A 3,684-nucleotide genomic window follows, 5' to 3' on the forward strand; every position below is an offset into this window, starting at 1 on the left:
GATAATCGAAAATTTGAATCAGGTTGCTGCGATAGGTTTTTATATCGGCCACCGGCTCATTACAGCCTTGATTATGGCGGATGTCGTGCAAACCGCAATTGATGTGGATAATGTCTCCCACAGTCGCGCCCTCTGTCCATTGCCTGATATGCTCTAACACATCATGCGACGAACGGCAGTTTTCCGATGGAGAAACAATATCCGCCTCAGGCAAAGCGGCGCGCGTGTAAGGCTCCGATGCAAGCCGAACGGAATCGCCGATTAAGTAAACGGTCATTTTTGTTCCCCTCCCTTTATTTGAACCAACAGCAAGGCCGTCTGAAATATCACTTATATTATTATAAGAGTGCTATTTCAGACGGCCTTAACTTCAGTCAAGTTCTATCGTTAAATCATAAATTAACGCTGACTGTTTTTATAAAAATCAATTAATTGCTTGGCCTGCAACATGGGCAGCCCAAAACGGTCGCTCACGGCTTTCCAATCCTTCCATTCCTGACCGGTCAGATTCTGCCCGACCCACTTGAGGTTTTCCGGATTGCTTTTGATTTTCTCCAGATACGCCTGCTTGCGTTTCCAGTTACGCGACCACACCAGCAACATGGTAAAAATACATAAAACAATCAACACAATATTGGTAAACAACATCATGTCCATACAACAAACTCCCGCTTGAGTCTCAAAATCAGAAAATATGGATTAAAGGCCGTCTGAAAAACAGTCTTCAGACGGCCTCAGCTTGACGCTCAACGTTGCATTTCCTTGGCCAAAACCAACATGCCTGATGTTTACAGGATATCGTCTTCCCGATTGTGTTCGATCATATCGTTTACCGCTTGGGCGAGCCATGCCCAGCAATCGGGGAATTCTTGACGCTGCTCCCAGCCGGGGTCAGCAAAGTCGTGGATAAGCTGGACTGTGCCGCCTTTGCCGATTTCGAAGCAAGCAGTGTCATCGCAATCGCTGCGTTTGGCGAAGGGAATCAGTTTTCTATTGGGATAACGCGTTTGCATGCCTTGGTATAGCTTGGCGGCCCAATCGCTATCGAGCAGATGCCAAATATCGAAATCGACTAAATTCAGTTCGACGATTTTTTCAAATGATTCAGGGTATTCAAAGTGGGGAATATAGAGCGTATAGCTTTTCATCGTTTGATTCCTAATTTGAGGCTACCTGAAAAATGAAACTGGGCGTATGATTTTCAGAGGGCCTTTGCCACGTTTCACTCAATCTTCACCCGCTTCAACCTCAACGCATTGCTCAACACCGAAACCGAACTTGCCGCCATTGCCGCGCCTGCGATGACGGGATTTAAGAAGCCGAGTGCGGCAAGCGGGATGCCTAATATGTTGTAGAAGAAGGCGAAAAACAGGTTTTGTTTGATGTTTTTCAAAGTCGCCTGCGATACCAGCAAGGCATCGGCGAGTTGGTTGACCGAATGCTGCATCAGCGTGGCGGACGCGGTGTGTTCGGCAACGTCCGCACCGCCTTTCATGGCGAAGCTGACGTTGGCAGCGGCGAGCGCGGGGGCGTCGTTGATGCCGTCGCCGACCATTGCTACGGTTTTGCCGGCGGCTTTGAGTTTCTGCACTTCGGCGGCTTTGTCGCGCGGACTCATGTTGCCGAAGGCGTGTGCGATGCCCAGTTGTTTGGCGACGTATTCGACCGTGCCTTGGTTGTCGCCGCTCATGATGTAAACGTCGATGCCGTGTTTTTTCAGACGGCCTATGGCTTCGGCGGTGTCGGCTTTCAGCGCGTCGGCGAGCGCGAATGCGCCGATGGGTTTGTTATCAACCGAGACTGCGACAATGCTTGCAATGTCCCAAACGCCGTCTGAAAACTTCGGCAAGGTCAATTCGGCAAATTCGGCTTTGCCCGCTTTCACCAAACCCACGCCTTCGACTTCGGCGGTAATGCCTGCGCCGACAACGGTTTGCGCGTCTTGTGCGGTGGGAATATCCAAACCGCGCGCTTGGGCGGCGGAGACGATAGCACGGGCGAGTGGGTGGGCGGCGTTTTGTTCGACGGCGGCGGCGATGCGGTACAAAGCGTCTTCGTCAAAACCACTGTCGGGAACGCAATAAACGGCAGCAACCTGCGGCTTGCCTTCGGTCAGCGTGCCGGTTTTGTCCAATACGACGGCATCGACGTGGGCGGCTTCTTCCATCGCCGCCGCGTCTTTAAACCAAATGCCGTGTTTCACCGCCTTGCCCATGCCGACCATAATCGCGGCGGGCGTCGCCAGACCGAGCGCGCACGGGCAGGCAATCACCAAAACGGCAACGGCGTGCATCAGTGCCACCGTCCAATCGCTTTTAATCAGCCAAGTAACGATAAAAGTCAAAAGTGCAATGCCCACGACAGTTGGCACGAACACCGCCGCCACCTTGTCCGCCACGCGCGCAATCGGCGCCTTGCTGCCCTGCGCTTCGGACAGCGCGTTCATCATATCACCGAGCAGGGTTTGGCTGCCGAGCTGCGTAGCGCGGTAAACCACGCTGCCCTCGGTCATCAGCGCGCCCGCCAACACTTTGCCGCCTGCCTTTTTCTCTTCGGGATTGGACTCGCCGGTAAGGTGGCTCTCGTCCGCCCAGCCACTGCCGCTCTCGATAATGCCGTCGGCGGCAATGCGTTCGCCGTGGTTAGCGCGGATTAGATCGCCAATTTGCACTTGGTCGATAGGCAGTTGTTTCCATTCGCCGTTGCGTTGCACGTTGACTTGGGTCGGCGTGAGTTTGAGCAGCAAGCCCAAGCTGTTCAGGCTGGATTTTTTGGTGCGGTGTTCCAAAAATTTGCCCAGCGACACAAAACCGATCACCATCACGCCTACTTCAAAATACACGTGTGCCATGCCGTGCGCCGAGTGCGGGCTGAAAAACAGCATATAAACGGAATACAGATAAATCGACACCGTACCGATGGTAACAAGTACGTCCATATTCGCCAGTCCGCCTTTAATGCTCGCCCACGCGCTTTTGTAAAACGGGATTGCCAGCCAAAGCTGCACAATACTTGCCAGCACAAATTGCCATACAGGCGGAATCATCCAATCGTGCCGCCCGATCATCATGCCTGCCATGCCGATTAAGAACGGAATATTGATGACCAGCAAAAGCCACAGCCTCCAGTTTACATGCGCTGTTTCTTCGGGCTGCGGCAGCGCGTCTTCCGTTTTTTCCTTCGCGCCGTAACCGGTTTTCTCGATAATTTTGGCGATGTCGGCTGCGGAGGTTTTGCTGTCGTCAAACGTAACCTGCGCCTCCTCGCTGGCGAAGTTCACCCCTGCCGATTCGACAAAATCTTTTTTGTTCAATACTTTTTCAATACGCGAAGCGCAGGCCTGACAGGTCATGCCTTCGATTTGAAAACGGACTTTTTGTTGCATGGCAAAGCCTCCTATTGATTGTTTGGCGGGTGTTTTTCGTGTTTATATATTATCAAACGAAAACGACATAATGGCAAAAAGTAAGTTATCAAGAGACAGAGGCCGTCTGAAGCGTTTCAGACGGCCTTTTCAAAATACGCTTATCGGTTACAAAGCCACATCATAGCCGCCATCTTCTACGGCATCAATCAGCGCGTCGGTATCTGTCTTGCTTTCATCAAAAGTAATCACTGCATTTTTGTTTTCCAAGCTGACTTCTGCTTTTTCCACGCCTTCTACGCCTTCCAAAAGACGGGTTA

4 protein-coding genes and 1 pseudogene are annotated in these 3,684 nt (G+C 51.8%); all 5 read right to left on the minus strand.

The annotated features are described in order from the left end of the window. A pseudogene (locus ACTHUE_RS12990) lies at nucleotides 1-277 on the minus strand (SGNH/GDSL hydrolase family protein); the annotation flags it as partial. A gap of 122 nt (nucleotides 278-399) precedes the next feature. Next, on the minus strand, nucleotides 400-657 hold the full coding sequence (locus ACTHUE_RS12995; protein WP_314765936.1) for a hypothetical protein: 258 nt from the start codon (nucleotides 655-657) through the stop codon (nucleotides 400-402). 131 nt (nucleotides 658-788) lie between these two features. After that, nucleotides 789-1,148 (minus strand): hypothetical protein, encoded by a 360-nt coding sequence (locus tag ACTHUE_RS13000; protein WP_440423662.1) that lies wholly within the window; start codon nucleotides 1,146-1,148, stop codon nucleotides 789-791. A 74-nt stretch (nucleotides 1,149-1,222) separates the two neighbouring features. Then, nucleotides 1,223-3,385: a heavy metal translocating P-type ATPase gene (locus ACTHUE_RS13005; protein ID WP_440423664.1), complete on the minus strand. Its 2,163-nt coding sequence runs from the start codon at nucleotides 3,383-3,385 to the stop codon at nucleotides 1,223-1,225. A gap of 147 nt (nucleotides 3,386-3,532) precedes the next feature. Next, nucleotides 3,533-3,684, minus strand: a 152-nt coding sequence (locus tag ACTHUE_RS13010) for a heavy-metal-associated domain-containing protein (RefSeq protein ID WP_440423039.1), incomplete at its 5' end; no start/stop codon positions are given.

The sequence above is a fragment of the Neisseria sp. P0021.S005 genome (assembly GCF_051956955.1).

Excerpts from the sequence above, each read along its gene's own strand:
- ACTHUE_RS12995 (WP_314765936.1), bottom strand. The coding sequence starts at position 657 with ATGGACATGATGTTGTTTACCAATATTGTGTTGATTGTTTTATGTATT.
- ACTHUE_RS13000 (WP_440423662.1), bottom strand. The coding sequence starts at position 1,148 with ATGAAAAGCTATACGCTCTATATTCCCCACTTTGAATACCCTGAATCA.
- ACTHUE_RS13005 (WP_440423664.1), bottom strand. The coding sequence starts at position 3,385 with ATGCAACAAAAAGTCCGTTTTCAAATCGAAGGCATGACCTGTCAGGCC.